The following is a 16,524-nucleotide window of genomic DNA, read 5'->3' on the forward strand; positions in this document are numbered from 1 at the left end:
GGTCATTCCTCCGTCGCGATGAAGACGTTCTTGGTCTCGGTGAAGGCGTGCAGGGCGTCGGGGCCGAGTTCGCGGCCCAGACCGGACTGTTTGAAACCGCCGAACGGCGTCCAGTACCGCACCGAGGAGTGCGAGTTGACGGACAGGTTGCCCGCCTCGACGGCGCGGGCCACGCGCAGCGCCCGGCCCACGTCGCGGGTCCAGATCGAGCCGGACAGGCCGTACTCGGTGGCGTTGGCGATCCGCACCGCGTCGCTCTCGCCGCGGAACGGCACCACCGCGACCACCGGCCCGAACACCTCCTCGGTGAACGCCCGGTGCTCGGGCGCGATCGGCGCGAGCACTGTCGGCGGGTACCAGAACCCGGGGCCCTCGGGTGCGCTGCCGCGGAACGCCACCCCGGTGTCGCCGTCGACGTACGAGGCGACCCGCCGCCGGTGCGCGGCCGAGATCAGCGGGCCCATCTCGGTCTTCTCGTCGCCCGGGTCGCCGACCCGCACCGCGCGCACCGCGCTCTCCAGCCTGGCCAGGAACGCCTCGTACACGCTCGCCTCGACCAGGATCCGGGAGCGGGCGCAGCAGTCCTGCCCGGCGTTGTCGAACACCGCGTAGGGGGCCGTGGCCGCAGCCTTCTCCAGGTCGGCGTCGGCGAACACGATGTTCGCGCTCTTGCCGCCGAGTTCCAGCGTCACGGGTTTGACCTGGGCGGCGCAGCCGGCCAGCACGGACTTTCCGACGGCGGTGGAGCCGGTGAACACCACCTTGCGGACGTCGGGGTGGGTGACGAAGCGCCCGCCGACCACGGGCCCGCGGCCGGGCAGGACCTGCAGCACCCCCTCCGGCAGCCCCGCGCGCAGGGCGAGTTCGGCGAGGCGCAGCGCTGTCAGCGGGGTGAGTTCGGCGGGTTTGACGATCACCGTGTTGCCTGCGGCGAGGGCGGGTGCGAGCGCCCAGGCGGCGATCGGCAGCGGGAAGTTCCACGGGACGATCACGCCGACCACGCCGAGCGGTTCGTGGAAGGTGACGTCGAGGCCGCCTGCGACCGGGATCTGACGGCCGAACAGCCGCTCGGGCGCGCCGGCGTAGTACTCGATGACGTCGCGCGCGTTCCCTGCCTCCCACCGCGCGTTGCCGATGGTGTGGCCCGCGTTCGCGACCTCCAGTGCGGCCAGGTGCTCGCGGTCGGCGTCCACTTCGGCGGCGAACCGGCGCAGCAGGCGGGCCCGGTCGCCCGGGCTGACGGCCCGCCAGCTCTCGAACGCGGCCTTGGCGCGGGCGATCGCGGCGTCGGTGGCCCCGGTGCCGGCCAGCTCGACGGTGGCGATCACTTCCTCGGTGGCGGGGTTGACCACCTGGTACGGATCGGGCTGGTCGGTCACGGCGCTCTCCTCTGCTGTGGGGTCCCGTGGCGGTGCCCGCGCTGCGGCATCGGCGTGGGCGCCCGCCCTGTGCTGTCCGCGCTGCGGTGTCCGGTGGTGGCGCTGCCGGGGCGGCGCCGGGTGTCCGCGCTCACAGCCGTTCGAAGCCGCGACGGCGCTCCCAGTCGGTGACGGCGGCGTCGTAGGCGGCGAGTTCCACGCGCCCCGCGTGGGCGTAGTGCCGGACCACGTCCTTGCCGAACGCCGCGGTGGCGACCTCGCTGCGGTCGAACCGCTCGATCGCCTCCCGCAGGGTGGCGGGCACTCGCGGGGCGTCCGAGGCGTAGGCGTTGCCGGTGAACTCCGGTTCCAGCGGCAGTTGGTGCTCCACGCCGTACAGCCCGGCGGCGATCAGCGCGGCCACGGCCAGGTACGGGTTGACGTCCCCGCCGGGTACCCGGTTCTCGAACCGCAGCGACCCCCCGTGCCCGACCACGCGCAGCGCGCACGACCGGTTGTCGCGGCCCCAGGCGATCGCGGTCGGAGCGAAGCTGCCCGCCACGTAGCGCTTGTAGGAGTTGACGGTCGGGGCGAGCAGCAGCGCGAGTTCGCCGAGGCAGGCGAGCTGCCCCGCCAGGAAGTGCTCCATCGTCGGGGAGAGCCCGCCGGGCTGCCCGTTCTCGGTCTCCCCCGCTCCGCGCCGGGGGAACACCGGACGGTCCTGCTGGTCGCGCAGACTCAGGTGGATGTGGCAGGAGTTGCCCTCCCGCTGGTCGTACTTGGCCATGAAGGTGAGGCTGACGCCTTCCTGCGCGGCGATCTCCTTCGCGCCGGTCTTGTACACGGCGTGGTCGTCGCAGCAGGTCAGCGCATCGGTGTAGCGGAACACGATCTCGTGCTGGCCGAGGTTGCACTCGCCCTTCGCCGACTCCACCACCAGCCCGGCGCCCGCCATCCCGGTGCGCAGCCTGCGCAGCAGCGGCTCGATCCGCCCGGTGCCGAGGATCGAATAGTCCACGTTGTACTGGTTGACGGGCGTGAGGCTCTGGTAGTGCTTCTCCCAGGCCTGCTCGTAGCTGTCGCGGAACACCATGAACTCCAGCTCGGTGCCCACGTAGGCCCGCCAGCCGTACCCCGCGAGCCGGTCCAGCTGGCGGCGCAGCACCTGGCGGGGCGACACCGCGACAGGACTGCCGTCCTGGTGGGCGAGGTCGCACTGCACCATCGCCGTGGCGGGGTGCCAGGGAACCATTCGCAGGGTCGTCAGGTCGGGACGGAACACCAGGTCGCCGTAGCCGGTCTCCCAGGAGGAGACCGTGTAGCCGTCCACGGTGTTCATCTCCACGTCCACCGCCAGCAGGTAGCCGCAGCCCTCGGCGCCGCCGGCCAGCACCTCGTCCAGGAAGTACTGCGCCGCCAGCCGCTTGCCCTGCAGCCGCCCCTGCATGTCGGTGGCGGCCAGCACCACGGTCTCCACGGCGCCTTCGGCCACCAGGCTGCGCAGGCGCTCCACCGTGAGTCGCGCGTCGGTCATCCGCCCCTCCACTTCCGCCGCCCGTGCGCGTCCCGGCAGCCCTGCGCGGCTGCCGGGACGCCGACCACCACGGCCCTGATGATCCCGCCCCGGACCTGCCCGCACCAGTGGCCGCGCGCGTGTCGCGAAAAACTGATTCATCGTCAGAACATCATCCTTCCAAGCAATATGACGCATCATCAGCCTGCTGATCGACCTCTCCACGCCCTCTCCCACCTCGGCAGCAATCCGGCACCGGCAGCCACGCGTCGACAGTGCCGCGGCGTGGTCGGCATCCGGCAGCGGACCGGAAATCGCTTGCGCCGGGCGGAGCCACCTGCTTCGGTGCCGCGTGCATGCTCATCACCCTGCCGTTCCTTCCCGTTGGAGTTCACCACCCGTGACATTCCGTCTGACCGCCCTCACCGACGCCGTCCCGGCGGCGCTCTCCCGCCGACTCACCTGGCTGGCGTCCGCACCCGACGGCACTCCGCTCGGGTCCGCCGTCCTTTCGCTGTTCACCTCGCCCGGCCAGGCCCATCTGTCCGCTCTGACGCTGAACGTCCACCCCGCCGAACGCCGGCGCGGTGTCGGCTCGGCGCTGCTGTCCGCGGCCGCTGCGGCGGCAGCCGAGGACGGCCGCGGATCGATGCTCGCCCAGGCGGTCGAGGGCTCCCCGGGCGACGCCTTCCTCACCGCGCGGGGTTTCGAACGGGCGCTGATCCTCGACTACGCCCGGCTCGACCTGACCGGTCCCAGCGCCCCTGCGGCCGCCGACGGGGCTCCGCTCCACCCCGGCTACCGGCTGATCTCCTGGGTCGGCAGCTGCCCGGACGAGTGGCTGGCCACCTTCACGGTGTCGCGCACCGCCATGGACGACATGCCGATGGGCGACACCGTCTTCGGTCTGATCCTCTGGGACGAGGCCCGCGTCCTCGCCATCGCGAAGGCAGTCGCCGACCGGGGTGAACTCCTGCACACCGTGGCCGTGGTGGAGGAGGCCACCGACACCATCGTCGGCTTCACCGAGCTCGTCCTTCCGGCCGACCGCTCGGGCGACGCCCAGCACTACGGCACCGGCGTGCTGCCCGCCCACCGCCGCCGGGGTCTCGCCCGGGCCATGAAGGCCGAGACCATTCGCTGGGCCCGCGCCGAACAGCCCGGAATCACCGGTCTCCTCACCGACACCGCCGACCACAACATCGGCATGATCACCGTGAACCAGGCCCTCGGCTACCGCACCACGCACCGCTCCGTCGAGTTCCGCCTCCCGCTCCCGTCCTGACGTCCGGTCAACCCGCCTGCCGCACGGCCACCTCCGTCGTCTCCGCGGCCGCCCACCGGGTGCCGGCGGAGACGACCAGTGTCGACCCGGCGACGAAGGCCAGCACCGTCGGCCAAGCCGGCGATCCGCCCCGGGCGAGACCTTGCACAGCCCACTGCGCCAGTGCCCAGACGGTGGCGGCCAGGCCTGCGACCAGGAGAAGAGGTCGCCAAGCTCCGCTGATCGCGGCTCGTGGCCGAGCCCTGCCGGCCAGCCGGATCAGCAGTCCGTCCACTGGCCGCAGGACCGCCAGCAGGAGGCAGAACAGTGCGGCCAGCACCAGGATCCAGACAGGCCGCCAGGCCCACCAGGCTCCCGCGCCCACCGTCGGCTCGGGAGCCAGGTCGGTCAGGTAGAAGGCGGCGCCCGCGGCGAGGACCGGCACCATGTGCCACAGGTAGAGCGTCATGCTGATCCGGCCGAGAGAATCGACGAAACGCATTCGGCGTGCCGACCGCAGCACCCGTTCCGCGAGCGGTGCCAGCGACAGGCACAGGCCGCACTGGGCGAACAGCCATGCCAGCATCGCCAACGAGGGCGGATCGGTGTTGGACACCTCCTCACCGGTGACCAGCACCAGGCTGACGGGGAACGGGCCGAACCTCACCAACGCCGCGTAGCCCGCCGCGCCGCCCACAACCAGAACGGCCCCGAACCACGGCCGGGTTGTCGGCCCGCCGCCCTTCCAGGCGAAGCCGAGTTGATACGCGACCGCCCACACGAGCAGGTAGTTCAACCGCCCCAGCTGCTCTGCCCAGTCCGTGCCCGCACCGAGAACCACCAGGTCGACGCCGACGGCCGCAACGGCCGTCATCGCCACGGAGCGAAAACCCCACCGCCGGTACGCCGCGTACAGCCACGGTGTCAGCGCACTGATCGTCAAATAGACCGGCAGGAACCAGAACTGCATGGCCAGCGCCCAGCCGATCATCCCCAGCAGTGTCGGGTCCGCGCCGAAGGCCGCGGCGATCAGCAGGCCGCCCAGCGCCGGCACCAGGTACGCGCCGGTGGGCAGCAGCAACCGCAGGGCCCGCCCACGGATCCAACCGGCGGCTGTGCCGCCCTCGGCGTGGCAGGCGATCCAGGAGCCGGCTGCCGCGTAGCCACCGGCCAGGAAGAACACCGGCATGATCTGGAAGACCAGCGTCAGCCACTGGGTCCACGGCACAGCGGCCATCAACTCGGGTGCCGCCAACGACCCGTCGGGCTCCCGTTCCAGTGTGGTGATCAGCCAGTGCCCGATCACCACCAGCACGATCGCCGTTGCCCGCAGCAGGTCGACATACCCGCTGCGCGCCGACGTTCCCTTCACGTCGATCCCCCTCTCCCCGTTGTCGGTCATCATCTCCGTTCGCCGATCACACCCGCCCCGTCCGGCGCATTGCGGTTCAGCCACAAGCCTCACCGTCGGGCCGCCTCGGCCATCCCCGTCTGCGTCTCCGGTCCCGCGTCCGACCTGGGTGTCCGGTGCCGGTCGTTTCCCCAGGTCCCGACCAGGTCGGGGTCAAACCCTGGTCAAGGGTGCGGTGAGCGGGGTTGCCGTGGCCCTATCCTGGTCGGGTAAGGACAGACACCTCGTTCGGTGAGGCGTCTTCACGGACACAGGCCACTGATCCCACCCGTCGAGAGACGCTCCGGATCAGGACAGGTCTCCCCGGCCCAAGGGGTGACCCCAAGTGGCTTCCCCCGACCGGGGACACGCCGTGGAGTGCCAAAGCTCTGACGAGTAGGGGTGCGCCGGGCTCTCGTGGCCCGGTCGCCTGCCGCGCGCCCGCGAGTGGAACTCGTCGGCCAAATCGGGAGGAGGCGAGAGATGGACTGCAGTAGTCCGGGGCACGATCAGCCCCTTCCCGATTCGTCCTCGCCGTTGTTCTGCGGTTCGAGGCAGTTCCTCCTTCACTGACTCCGTGATCTCACTCGGCCGAGCGCCGTCGATCGCCCGACCTACCGTGGGTCCGGCTGTCGCTGCCCTACGGTCTGCCCGCCTCCACGGCTGCACCTGACAGCAGTCCGGCCCGGTGCGGTCCGGCGGGCGCCGCGGTGCCCTGTCACGACTTCCCTCCGTCATGCCGTGGGCGGTCGACGGCCCTTCACCGTCGACCCCACGCGGTGGGACCGCCTGCGCCCGGACCGCCGGATCGGCCCTCGGGCCCGGACAGTTTCCGCCGGACCGGGTCCGTCTCGACCGGGTCGGCCGCTGCCCGCCTGGTCCTGCCGAAAGCGGTCCGGGCCGTCGGAGCGGGCCGGTCGCGGAAGTCGACCGGAGTCCATGAGGAGCTGCCTCCAACCGCCCGTCGGTCCCGCCTCGCCGGGACAGAGGGGTGTTCGCCATGGCCACCAACACACTCTTCAGTTCGACCACCTCCAGGATCCGCGACCGCCGGACCAACCTGGGCCACCGCACCATCGCCGGCCGTGCCGTGCGTTCCTCCCTCGTCTCGCTGGCGGGCCTGATCGGAGCGCCTGTCACCAATCAGGCGGGTGCCGAGGTGGGCCGACTCGCCGACGTCGTCGCCCGGCTGTACGGCCCCGAGCCGTACCCGCCGATGACCGGTCTGATCCTGCGGATCGGACGTCGCCGGGCCTTCCTGCCGGCCGACGCGATCGGACGGCTCGCAGCCGGACAGATCCGCCTGAGCGCCTCCCGGGTCGACCTGCGGGACTTCCAGCGCCGCCCCGGGGAGGTGCTGTTGGCCCGCGATGTGTTGGACCACCAACTCGTCGACGTGGACGGCGTCCAGGTGACTCGGGCCGCCGACCTGTACCTGGCCCCGCTGGTGGGTCGGGTCGTCCTGGTCGGGGTGGACGTCTCCCTGCCGACGCTGCTGCGCCGACTCGGCCCCCGCCGCTGGCAGGCCCGGCCGACACCCGAACGGGTCCTGGACTGGCAGTCCGTCGCCCCGTTCGGCGAGCAGGCCACCGACGGCCCGGCGGAGGTCCGGCTGCGGGCCTCGCGATCCGCGCTGCACCGACTCCGTCCGGCCGATCTGGCCGACATCCTGGAGGACCTCGGTCGCAGCGAACGCCACCAGCTCCTGGACTGGTTGGAGCCGGAACACGCCGCGGACGCCCTGGAGGAGATGGTGCCCGCCGAGCTCGAGAACCTGCTGCGCGAGGCCCACCCGGAGGACGCCGCACGGCTGGTCGACGCGATGGAGCCCGACGAGGCCGCCGACGCACTGCGCGATCTCGCGCCCAGTGAGCGGGAGACCCTGCTGGAGCGGATGCCCAGCGAGGAGGCCGCCGAGCTCCGAGGCCTGCTCTCCCACCGGGAGGGCACCGCCGGTGGAGCCATGACGACCCGTCTGGTCACCGTCCGGATGGAGCAGACCGTCTCCGAAGTCCGGGCCGAGCTGGCCGCCCAGGCCGAGCACCGCGCCGAGATCGACGCCGTGGCGGTGCTCGACGCCGACGGACGGCTGATCGCCGACCTCCCGCTGTTCGAGCTGGCGGTGGCCGAGGACTCCACCCGGATCGCCGATCTGGCGGACTGGCTGGCCCAGTTCGGCGCGCCGGTGACGCTCACCCCGGACACCCGGCTCGCCGAGGCTGCCGACCGGCTGATGGCCGCCCGCAAGTCCTCCCTCGTGGTGGTCGGCGAGGACGGACGGCCGCTGGGCCGCATTCTCGCCGACGACATCATCGACGCCCTGCTGCCCGAACGCGGGCGCCTGCACCTCCGGAGGTTCCGCCAGTGAACGCCCACATCGACCCCATCGCCGCCGACGCCGTCGACTCCGCCGCTCTTCAGGCCACTTCGGCCCCAGCCGGCCTCGCGCCGGCCGAACCGGGCGTCACCACGGGACTCTCCGGGCCGACGGCCGCGCCGACACCGCCATCGGGTCGCCGGCGCGGGCTGCGCCGACTCGCCGCTCTGGCGATGATCGCCGGGCCGGGCCTGGTCGCCGCCAACGCGGGCAACGACGCCGCCGGCATCGCCACCTATGCCTCGGCCGGATCCCAATTCACCTACGGCACGCTGTTCTTCATGGTGCTGGTCACCATCGCGCTGGTGATGGTCCAGGAGATGGCCGTCCGTCTCGGGGCGTACACCGGCAAAGGCCTCGGCGCCCTGATCCGCGAGCAGTTCAGCCTCCGGCTGACTGCCCTGGCGGTCGGTTGTCTCCTGTTGGCGAACACCGGACTGGTGGTCAGTGAGTTCGCCGGGGTCGGCGCGGCCTTCGAACTGCTCGGCGTGCCGAAGTGGGTGGTCGTCCCACCGGCCGCCGCGCTGCTGTGGGCGCTGGTGCTGTTCGGCTCCTACCGCTGGGCCGAGCGGATCTTCCTGGTGATGTCGCTGGCGTTCTTCGCCTACCCGATCGCGATGATCCTCGGCCACCCGCACTGGGGCGAGGTCGGCAAGAACCTGGTCGTCCCGCATCTCCAGCCGTCCGGCGACTTCATCCTCCTCGCGGTGGCCCTGATCGGAACCACTGTCAGCCCCTACATGCAGTTCTACGCCGCGGCCGGAGTGGTGGACCGCGGGGCGAAGCCCGAGGACTACAAGCTGATCAGGGCGGACGCCGTGCTCGGGGCGGTGTTCGCCTGCATCATCAGCCTGACCATCATCGTGGCCACCGCCTCGGCGATCGGCGGGACCGGTCCGCTGCAGTCCGCGGCCGAGGCCGCCCGGGCCCTGGCGCCGGTGGCAGGCCCCGGCGCGGAACTGCTGTTCGCCTTCGGCCTGCTGGGCGCGTCCGCCCTGGCCGGCGCCGTGGTTCCGCTGTCCGCCAGCTACGCGATCGGCGAGGCCGCCGGAGTGGAGCGCTCGGTCTCCCGGCGGTTCCGCGACGCACCGTTGTTCCTGGGCGTGTTCACCGCACAGATCGCCCTCGGCGCCGTCGTGGCCCTGACGCCCGTGGACGTCATCCAGCTGCTGATCGGCACCCAGGTGCTCCAGGGACTGATCAGCCCGATCGTGCTGGTGTACCTGCTGGTGCTCACCAACCGCCGCTCGCTGCTCGGCGACGCCGCGAACAGCCGCCGGTACCGGATCGCCGCGACCACAGTGGTGGCCGGCGTGGCGCTGATGTCCACCGTCCTGCTGGTGCAGACCGTGCTCGGCTGGTTCGGCCTGGCCTGATCCTGCACCCCACCCGCACCGCAGCAGCAGTTGCCGGAGCACAGCTCGCCATCCGTTCGTCCTGCGCATGCATTCCCTCCTCTGCCGGGGACGTCGGCCCATGGCCGGCGTCCCGCGCCGAAATCCGGTTGTCCGCCCGGCGATCGCCCTGCGAGGCTTTGCGTCCATGTCCGCCAATGAAACGCCGACCGCCCTTGCCGCCTTCTTCACCGATGGCCGTCTGACGTCCATTCCGCGCAAGCCGGCCCGTCGCACCGCCCTGCTCGACCATCTCGCGCAGTCCCTGTTCGAGCCCGACCGTTCGTACAGTGAGCGTGAGGTCAATGAGGCGCTACTCACCGTCCATGCCGACACCTCCATGCTTCGCCGCTATCTGATCGAGGCTCAGTTGCTGACCCGCACCCGCGACGGGTCCAGCTACCGTCGGGCCGGAGCTCCCGCCGGCCCGGATGCTCAGCCGCCCGCCGCGTAGCGCCAGAACTCCCGCATCAGCGGCGTCGGGGAGGGGCTGGTCATCGCCCGCTGGGTGAGCAGGATCGTCACCAGCCCGGTCATCGGAACCAGGTGGGCCGTCGTTCCGGTGCCGCCCACCCAGCCGTACCGGCCGGGCACGTTCCACGGCTCGCGCCGCTCCACGTCCACCGATCCGCCGTAGCCCCACCCCTGGCCCTCCAGGAACAGCTCGCTGTCCGCACGCTGCCGCTCCGTCAGGTAGTTGGTGGTCATCTGCCAGACCGCGCCCTCGGACAGGACGTGCCTCCCGTCCTTGGCCCGGCCGCCGGACACCAGCATCCGCTGGAAGGCGAGGACGTCGTCCAGGCTCGACACCAGGCCGCCGGCCCCCGACGGGAACGCCGGCCGTGTGCTCCACTGGCCGCCCGGCGGGTCCGTCACGGTCAGCGTCCCGTCCGGGTTCGGCCGGTACAGCGGGCCGAGCCGGCCGGCCTCGCCCGACGGTGCGGAGAAGCCCGTGTCCACCATCCCCAGCGGTTCGAACAGCCGCTCTGCCAGCGCCTCGTCGAGCGGCTGTCCGGTCGCCCGCGACACCAGCACACCCTGGAGGTCCGAGCAGATGTTGTACAGCCACGCCGCGCCCGGCTGATGGAGCATCGGGATGTGGGCCAGCATCGCCAGCCACTCGTCCGGTGGCACCACCTTCTGGGGCTGAGGCGGGCCCTGGAGCAGCTCGTCCGTCAACGAGGCCACTGCCGGCAGGGAGAAGTCCGCCGGAAAGCCGTACCCCGCCCGGGACTCGAGAAGATCCCGCACCGTGATCGGCCGCTCGGCCGGCACGGTGTCGGTGACCGGGGACTGCGGTGTTCGCACCACCTGCCGATCGGCGAGCTCCGGCAGCCAGTGCTCGACCGGGTCGTCCAGACCGAAGACACCGTCGTCGACCAGTTGCAGCACTGCGGCGGCCGTCATCGGCTTCCCGACCGACGCGATCCGGACCAGGGACTCCCTGCTCAAATCGCCCGCCGTCGCGACCTCCGTCGCCCCTCCGCGCTCCACCAGCGCCACAGCGCCCGCCACCGTGCCGTCCGCGACCCGGCGCTCCAGCATGCTCTGCAGTTCGCGCATGGTGATCTCCTTTCAACTCCGGCGCGACCTCCGCGCCTTCTGTTTCCGTGTTGTCCGGAGTGTGCCCGGCCGCCGCGACGCTATCTCAAGACATTCGGCTATCCGTTCCTCACCGATCAGTTGATGGCCCATCAGCCGATCGGTTGACCCCGACATCCACCAACAGGAGATTTCCGCGATCGCGGGCATCGATGCCGATTGCGTCGCCCGATCATCCGGGTATGTTGGCGAACACCACATTGATCGCATACGTCCCGGGAGGCAGTGGTGTCCCAGCTCGTCCTGATGATGTCCGTGTTACTCGACGGCTGTTTCGAAGGCCCGGGCGGCGATCTCGGCTGGCAGTTGGTCGACGACCAGTTGCACGAGCACTTCAACCACAGGCTGGCAGCAATGAGCGGCTTCCTCGACGGCCGCGTCACCTACCAGATGATGGCGGACTACTGGCCGACCGCCGACCAGGATCCGGCCGCCACCCCGCCCATGGTCGAGTTCTCCCGCATCTGGCGCGACATGCCGAAGACGGTCTTCTCCCGCACACTCACCCACGCCGACTGGAACACCGCAATCGCCCGCACCGTCGACCCCCAGGCGATCACCGCCCTCAAAGCCGCCTCCGCATCCGACCTCGCGGTCGGCGGCGCCGTCCTCGCCGCCGAGATGCGGCGGCTCGACCTGATCGACGAATACAGCCTGTACGTCCACCCGGTGGTCCTGGGCCGCGGCCGACCGCTGTTCCCGCCGTCCGACACCCGAACCGACCTGGTCCTCGCCGAAAGCCACACCTTCGAAAGCGGTGTCACCATGCTCAAATACCGGCGCCACTGACACTCGGCGCTCCACAACCGAGTGCCTGCTCCGGGAGCGGGGCGCACCAGCCCCGCCCGCCCGGTGGAGGTCCGGGCCGGGCGGGCGGGGCCGATGGCCGGTGCTCAGCCTTCGATACGGTGCTGGGACCAGAAGGACGTCAGGTCCACGGTCGTCGCGGCCTGCGCGGCGGCCTTGAACTCGGCGGTGGTGGACACCCCGTACCAGTGCGCTGCCGCGTAGTCGTGCAGCAGCGTGGTCATCGCGGTGTCACCGATGGTGCGACGCAGGTCGTGCAGGGCGCACTTGCCGTAGCCGTAGATGACCGTCGAGTACCGGGAGGAGTTGGCGTCCCAGTAGGCCATCGAGTTGGTGATCTTCTCGGCGGAGGACGCCCAGGAGACACTGCTCCAGCAGTTGGTGCCGGAGCTTCCGAGGGCGAGATCGGTGGCGTAGTCGGTGAACGCCTCGTCCAGCCAGGGGGTGTTGTACTCGTCGTCGCCGACGATGCCGTACCACCACTGGTGGCCGATCTCGTGGGTGAGGGCGGTGGTGGAGACCAGGTCGAGCACGAAGCCGGGGTACTCCATGCCGCCGAACCAGAAGTTGTTGTCGATCACCGCGTCCAGTTCGCCGTAGGGGTAGGCGCCGAAGCGTGCGGCGTGCGAGTCGACGGCGGACTTGGCGGTGGTCAGCATGGATTGCGCGCTGGAGGAGCTGATGCCGCTGACGGAGTACACGTTGACGGCGACGCCGCCCGGCGAGGTGCCGGAGATCTTGGTGAACGGACCGGCCGCCCAGGCGAATTCGCGGACCTTCTTGGCAGTGGCGGTGGTGACGGTCCGTCCGCTGCTGCCGGGGGTGTCCACCGAGGTGCCGGTCGCGGGCACGAGCAGGCTGCTCGGGTGGTCGAGGGTGACCGTGTAGTCCGACGCCAGCGTGTAGAACGACTCGCCGTTGTTGGTGTACGGGTCGAGGTGCCAGCCGGCCGCGTCACGGACGGCGAGCACGGGCAGGGCGTTGCCGATGAAGTTGAACGATCCGTCGCGTCCGAACCGGTCCGCGCCGGAGGGGACGGCGATGGACAGGTCGAAGCCGACGCTGCCGCTTGCACCCTGGGCGAGCGGCGCGGGCAGGGTGACCTTGAGCGCGGTGCAGCCGACGGTGAGCGCAGCGGCGGTGCCGCCGGTCAGGTTGCTGACGGTGATCGGCGTCGTGGGGCAGCTGCCGTGGTAGTTGTCCCACAGCCGCAGGTACACCTCGGTCAGCGGGGTTGCCGAGGGGTTGGTGAAGCCGATGCTCTGATGACCGGACCAGTTGGCGCCACTGGCGTCGCTGGTCAGGTTGACGGTGTACCCGGTGGGCGCGGGAGTGCGGGTGGCGTCGGTGGGCGGCGGAGTGGTGCCGCCGCCCGAGACGTCGAGCGCCACGTCGTCCAGCACGAAGCTGGTCTGCAGTCCGGAGTCCTCGACGCCGCTGAACGAGATGCTGACGGTCTGTCCGGCGTAGGCGGACACGTCAAAGGTCTTCTTCACATAGCCGGCCGCCGCATCCAGGTTGGAGTAGGTGGCGAGCGTGGTGGTGCCGATCTTGGCAGTGAGCTTGTCGTACGCCGTGGTCTTACTGGTCTCGGCCGTGTCCACGTGCAGCCAAAAACTGAGGCTGGCGCTGGTGCAGCCTGCGGGCAGGGTGACGCTCTGGGCCAGCGAGTCGGTGTGGGCCGACCCGTAGCCGTTCAGCCAGGCGAAGAACGTTCCGCCGTGGGCGCTCTGGCCTCCCCCGCTGGTGACCACGCCACTGGACGAAGTCCACGGCGTGGTGCCGGACTCGAATCCGCCGTTCGCCACCACCTGGGTCGCTGTGCAACTCGCGGCCGCCGTACCACCGTTGCCCTGTGAGGCCTGGGCGGTGGCGGCGGTCAGGGTCGCGGTGCCGGCGACAACGAGCACGGTGGTGCTCAGCAGTGCGGCGGCGCGGGTGGCGAGGACGCGGAGTCTGTCGCTCATCGATGCTCCTCTCGGTCGCCAGGGTCTGTGGGGGCCCTGGCCGAGGGGCAGATTGCCAGCAAACTCTCAGAATTGATAGGTGCATGCCATAGATCGTTACGACGCCCCACACGCCGTCAACCTCCGTGGAATGCACCTCAATTGGGCAAAATCCCACCGAAGCGCCAAGGGTCGGCGCCCCGACAAGGGTCGGAAACCGGCTGCGCCCGCGCTGGCGCCGGGGACTCCTGCCGCCGGCGCTGCGCGGGGCCGGGGTCGAGTTCGTCGATCGCTTCAGTGACGCGGGCGACGGGCCCTCCGGACACAGTGTCGCCGGGGAAGCGCAGTTCGGCGGCGCAGAAGGGGGCTTCCGGCGGTGCGGGGCGTTGCGGGTGTGGCACGGCGCGTCGGCGTGCCTCCGGGGCGGAAGGCGGTGCCACGTCCGATCTCCGGGCGGTCGAGGCGCTGCCCCCGGCCGGTGCCGTTGGCGGCGCACCCGCTCGGGGGGCGGTTTTCGGCCTTCCGGGTGACAGTGGAAGACGGTCGCCACGGGTTGGGTACCTGTGGGGTCGGGACCGAGCAGCCTGAGGGCGGGCGGATGGGAGCGGGTTTGTGAACACCTGGGCAACCTGGACCACGCAGGGCATTCTGTCCGGCCATGGTGGAGTGAAGACCGTGGAGATCGGCGTCATCACCGGCGATCTCACGGTGCACACCATGTGGATCGAGGGCGAGGCGCGACTGACGGTGCAGTACAGCGGGGCACTCGACTGGTTCACCGTGGAGGGCAGCCCGGTGACTGCGGCCGACGAGGCGGCGGCGCGCGAGGTGCATCAGCACATGGTGGAGGCAGTGAAGACGGGCGGCGGCGCGACCGCCCCGCAGTCCTGACTCCTCCGAACCCGGGTCGCGGCACAGCCGACTGCGCGACCCGGGTTCCGGGCTGCCCGGGTTCGGTGCTTCCCGTTCGGCTTCGCCCTGCGCGGACCCTCCCCGCACGAGTGCACAGGGTCACGCGCGGCTACGGGCTGCCGCGGTCACTCGACCCGTCGACCCGTCGCGACGCGGACGCCCGAACACACCGGCGCACCGGCACACGAGGTACCGGCGCGCCGATCGGTGATCACGGTGTGTCGCGACGGCGCGCGGATTCGACGGCTTCGGCGGCGGTGGAGCCGCGGTGGATCAGCTGCTGCCCAAGAGCGGCCAGGGCACGGCCGACGGCGAGTTCGTCGCCGATCGCCGGGTCGGCGGGGTCCTGGGCGCTGCGGTGGGCCTCGGCGTCGACCTCGATCAGGTTGACACCGGTGTCGAGGACGGCGTGCGCCTGGGTGAGGTCGCCGACCTCGACCAGCCGCAGGCGTACGGACCAGTCGGTGGTGTGCGGTTCAGGCACCGCGGCTCGGGCGCTCACCGCTGCTCCTCCTGCTGAGGCGGCTCGGCGAGCCGCTCGCCCTCCGCCGGCGGTTCCTCCCAGGCACGCATGTTCTGGTCGGAGGTGATGCCTTCCAGGGGGTCTACGGCGCGGATGTCGTCCTCGTCGCGCTGCGCCTTGTCGTTGAGCCTGTCGTTCATCTCGGACATCCTGGGCTCCTTGCTGTCGGGCCCCCACTACTCCCTCCAGCCTGCTCCTGCCGAACGTTTCAGTCGAGTTCGGCCAGCAACGCGGGGTTGACGGCGGCCAGCACGGTCCGCAGGTCGGCTTCGGCGACAGCGGGCCACAGGACGGCGCGGGCATCGCGGTAGCGCGCGGCGAGCCGGTCGCGGTCGGCCTCGGCCAGCCGGGCGGACCGGTCGGCGCGGGAGTTGTGGGCGTTGTCGGCGATCTTGACGAGCGTGGCGGCGTGGTCGGTGACGATGTCGAGCAGCATCGTCCGGTAGTCCGTCCCGGGTGCCCGGGTGACCCGGCGGACGGTCGCGACCACGGCGGCGGGGATGCCGGCGGCGATCAGGTCGTCGGCACGGGTCGGGGTGTCCTCCAGCACGTCGTGCAGCAGCGCTGCCATCTGCAGGCCGGTGCCGAACGCGGCGACGCCCGCCGCCACCGCGCGGACGTGTTCGATGTAGGGGACGCCGATCCGGTCGTGCTGTCCGGCGTGCGCACGGGCGGCGAGGGCGTCCACTTCGGCGAGGGTCGGTGAACGCACGGTGAGTCCCCTCGGGATGAGCGACGATCAGGTGTCGGAAAATATAGTCCGTTCGACGGAAGGAAGTGATCGTCCGGTGCGGGTGACCCCGATCTCCCCGGAACGCCTGGTCGACCTGCTCGCGAAGCGGATCCACCAGCTGCCCGGTGACTCGGACCGCCGCCTGCGGGTGGCGGTCGACGGTGCGGCCGCCGCCCGGCCCGGAGAACTGGCGGACGCGCTCGTGGAGCCGCTGCGACTGCTCGGCCGACCGGTGCAGCGGGTGTCGGCGGGGGCTTTCCTTCGTCCGGCTTCGGTCCGCTTCGAGTACGGCAAGCAGGATCCGGACGCCTTTCACGACCTGTGGCTGGACGAGGGGGCGCTGTTGCGCGAGGTCCTCGACCCGCTGGAGCCCGGCGCGGGCGGCCGGATCCTGCCCACCTTCTGGGATCCGGCGACCGACCGTTCCACCCGGGCCCGCTACCTTCAGCTGCCGCCGCGCGGCGTGCTGCTGCTGGACGGACCGTTCCTGCTCGGCCGGTGGCTGCCGTTCGAACTGACCGTGCACCTCACCCAGTCCTCCGCCGCGCTCGCCCGCCGCACGCCCGCCGGCCAGCTCTGGACACTGTCCGCCCACGAGCGCTACCGCACCGAGACCGACCCGGCCGCGCTCGCCGACCTCACCGTCCGGGTGGACGACCCCCGCCACCCGGCCTTGGTCGAGCAGGACTGACGCCCCTCAGCCGC

The 16,524-nt window shown here is 71.3% G+C and carries 15 protein-coding genes and 1 riboswitch; of the genes, 7 read left to right on the forward strand and 8 right to left on the reverse strand.

What is annotated here, in order from left to right; all coding sequences use genetic code 11:
- Positions 1-2 precede the first annotated feature (2 nt).
- Positions 3-1,379, reverse strand: a complete 1,377-nt coding sequence (locus IEZ12_RS25175) for an aldehyde dehydrogenase family protein (RefSeq protein ID WP_189274944.1) — start codon at positions 1,377-1,379, stop codon at positions 3-5.
- Positions 1,380-1,509: 130 nt separating this feature from the next.
- Positions 1,510-2,892 carry a glutamine synthetase family protein gene (locus tag IEZ12_RS25180; RefSeq protein WP_189274946.1) on the reverse strand — a complete coding sequence of 461 codons (1,383 nt, stop codon included), beginning with the start codon at positions 2,890-2,892 and terminating at the stop codon, positions 1,510-1,512.
- A 379-nt stretch (positions 2,893-3,271) separates the two neighbouring features.
- On the opposite strand from IEZ12_RS25180, the gene IEZ12_RS25185 reads away from it, so the two are divergent.
- Positions 3,272-4,156, forward strand: coding sequence for a GNAT family N-acetyltransferase (locus tag IEZ12_RS25185; RefSeq protein ID WP_189274948.1), 885 nt, complete (start codon positions 3,272-3,274; stop codon positions 4,154-4,156).
- Positions 4,157-4,163: 7 nt separating this feature from the next.
- On the opposite strand, the gene IEZ12_RS25190 is transcribed toward IEZ12_RS25185, so the two are convergent.
- On the reverse strand, positions 4,164-5,507 hold the full coding sequence (locus IEZ12_RS25190) for an acyltransferase family protein (RefSeq protein ID WP_189274950.1): 1,344 nt from the start codon (positions 5,505-5,507) through the stop codon (positions 4,164-4,166).
- A gap of 255 nt (positions 5,508-5,762) precedes the next feature.
- Positions 5,763-5,934: riboswitch (M-box (ykoK) riboswitch) on the forward strand.
- Positions 5,935-6,525: 591 nt separating this feature from the next.
- Between IEZ12_RS25190 and IEZ12_RS25195 the strand changes: the two genes are divergently transcribed.
- From IEZ12_RS25195 to IEZ12_RS25205, 3 genes are all read left to right on the forward strand, one after another.
- Entirely contained in the window at positions 6,526-7,893 is a 1,368-nt protein-coding gene (locus IEZ12_RS25195; protein ID WP_189274952.1) for a magnesium transporter MgtE N-terminal domain-containing protein, read from the forward strand.
- Entirely contained in the window at positions 7,890-9,278 is a 1,389-nt protein-coding gene (locus IEZ12_RS25200; RefSeq protein WP_229847971.1) for an NRAMP family divalent metal transporter, read from the forward strand. Before IEZ12_RS25195 ends, IEZ12_RS25200 begins: the two co-directional genes overlap by 4 nt.
- 166 nt (positions 9,279-9,444) lie before the next feature.
- Entirely contained in the window at positions 9,445-9,750 is a 306-nt protein-coding gene (locus IEZ12_RS25205; protein WP_043907430.1) for a DUF2087 domain-containing protein, read from the forward strand.
- On the opposite strand, the gene IEZ12_RS25210 is transcribed toward IEZ12_RS25205, so the two are convergent.
- Positions 9,732-10,859 (reverse strand): serine hydrolase domain-containing protein, encoded by a 1,128-nt coding sequence (locus IEZ12_RS25210; RefSeq protein WP_189274954.1) that lies wholly within the window; start codon positions 10,857-10,859, stop codon positions 9,732-9,734. The two genes, IEZ12_RS25205 and IEZ12_RS25210, sit on opposite strands and share 19 nt — an antisense overlap.
- Positions 10,860-11,126: 267 nt before the next feature.
- On the opposite strand from IEZ12_RS25210, the gene IEZ12_RS25215 reads away from it, so the two are divergent.
- Positions 11,127-11,687: a dihydrofolate reductase family protein gene (locus tag IEZ12_RS25215; RefSeq protein ID WP_189274956.1), complete on the forward strand. Its 561-nt coding sequence runs from the start codon at positions 11,127-11,129 to the stop codon at positions 11,685-11,687.
- A 104-nt stretch (positions 11,688-11,791) separates the two neighbouring features.
- Here the strand turns inward: IEZ12_RS25215 and IEZ12_RS25220 are convergent, their stop codons facing one another.
- Complete coding sequence (locus tag IEZ12_RS25220) at positions 11,792-13,672, reverse strand: M1 family aminopeptidase (RefSeq protein WP_189274958.1); 1,881 nt, start codon at positions 13,670-13,672, stop codon at positions 11,792-11,794.
- 591 nt (positions 13,673-14,263) lie between these two features.
- Between IEZ12_RS25220 and IEZ12_RS25225 the strand changes: the two genes are divergently transcribed.
- Positions 14,264-14,542 (forward strand): hypothetical protein, encoded by a 279-nt coding sequence (locus IEZ12_RS25225; protein WP_100589889.1) that lies wholly within the window; start codon positions 14,264-14,266, stop codon positions 14,540-14,542.
- Between the two features lie 232 nt (positions 14,543-14,774).
- On the opposite strand, the gene IEZ12_RS39035 is transcribed toward IEZ12_RS25225, so the two are convergent.
- From IEZ12_RS39035 to IEZ12_RS25235, 3 genes are read right to left on the reverse strand one after another with little or no spacing between them, the layout of a single operon-like run.
- Positions 14,775-15,065: a dsRBD fold-containing protein gene (locus tag IEZ12_RS39035; protein WP_229847972.1), complete on the reverse strand. Its 291-nt coding sequence runs from the start codon at positions 15,063-15,065 to the stop codon at positions 14,775-14,777.
- The gene (locus tag IEZ12_RS39040) at positions 15,062-15,235 is read right to left on the reverse strand and encodes a hypothetical protein (protein ID WP_229847973.1); all 174 of its coding nucleotides are present in this window, start codon (positions 15,233-15,235) and stop codon (positions 15,062-15,064) included. The genes IEZ12_RS39035 and IEZ12_RS39040 overlap by 4 nt, the downstream gene beginning before the upstream one ends.
- A 59-nt stretch (positions 15,236-15,294) precedes the next feature.
- On the reverse strand, positions 15,295-15,798 hold the full coding sequence (locus tag IEZ12_RS25235; RefSeq protein ID WP_043907437.1) for an HD domain-containing protein: 504 nt from the start codon (positions 15,796-15,798) through the stop codon (positions 15,295-15,297).
- 76 nt (positions 15,799-15,874) lie between these two features.
- On the opposite strand from IEZ12_RS25235, the gene IEZ12_RS25240 reads away from it, so the two are divergent.
- Complete coding sequence (locus IEZ12_RS25240; protein ID WP_189274962.1) at positions 15,875-16,510, forward strand: nucleoside/nucleotide kinase family protein; 636 nt, start codon at positions 15,875-15,877, stop codon at positions 16,508-16,510.
- The last annotated feature ends 14 nt before the right edge of the window (positions 16,511-16,524 follow it).

The sequence above is a fragment of the Kitasatospora griseola genome (assembly GCF_014648555.1).
In the GTDB taxonomy this organism is placed as follows: domain Bacteria; phylum Actinomycetota; class Actinomycetes; order Streptomycetales; family Streptomycetaceae; genus Kitasatospora; species Kitasatospora griseola.

What these genes read in the sequence shown, in the direction of transcription:
- IEZ12_RS25220 (WP_189274958.1), bottom strand. Translation starts at nt 13,672, where the DNA reads ATGAGCGACAGACTCCGCGTCCTCGCCACCCGCGCCGCCGCACTGCTG.
- IEZ12_RS25195 (WP_189274952.1), top strand. Translation starts at nt 6,526, where the DNA reads ATGGCCACCAACACACTCTTCAGTTCGACCACCTCCAGGATCCGCGAC.
- IEZ12_RS25180 (WP_189274946.1), bottom strand. Translation starts at nt 2,892, where the DNA reads ATGACCGACGCGCGACTCACGGTGGAGCGCCTGCGCAGCCTGGTGGCC.
- IEZ12_RS39040 (WP_229847973.1), bottom strand. Translation starts at nt 15,235, where the DNA reads ATGTCCGAGATGAACGACAGGCTCAACGACAAGGCGCAGCGCGACGAG.
- IEZ12_RS25210 (WP_189274954.1), bottom strand. Translation starts at nt 10,859, where the DNA reads ATGCGCGAACTGCAGAGCATGCTGGAGCGCCGGGTCGCGGACGGCACG.
- IEZ12_RS25205 (WP_043907430.1), top strand. Translation starts at nt 9,445, where the DNA reads ATGTCCGCCAATGAAACGCCGACCGCCCTTGCCGCCTTCTTCACCGAT.